The organism is Desulfocastanea catecholica (assembly GCF_054657295.1).
Window position 1 is genome coordinate 1 of the sequence record NZ_BAAHYZ010000156.1, and the last position, 327, is coordinate 327.

1 protein-coding gene is annotated in these 327 nt (G+C 46.8%); it reads right to left on the minus strand.

From position 1 onward, the window contains the following. The coding region (locus tag ACYQ8U_RS23330) for a HipA domain-containing protein (protein ID WP_459947943.1) at positions 1-327 on the minus strand (327 nt) is incomplete at both ends.

The following is a 327-nucleotide window of genomic DNA, read 5'->3' on the forward strand; positions in this document are numbered from 1 at the left end:
TCTTCTTTTGAGATATTAAGAGCCAATCCGCCACCAGTTGCAACAGGGTTGATATCATAAGCAGGTGAGAGTGCCCATCCTATATCTGTCAGCATAAAGCCATGATTTCGCAAATGGTCATCAGTATTGGATACGCAAACATAAAAGACGATCCGCCGCCAAAGCTGTTCCAAATCGTCCTTGGCTTGTGCACCATTGCGGACAAGAAAATCTGCAAGATCCAAATAGCTGACACCTGTATCCCCGCCATCGCCATCTTTTTTGCCAAGAAGCGTCATGGCTGAGGCAAAGTGTAGGCGCTCACCTTTTTCTGTCCGATCAAATCGC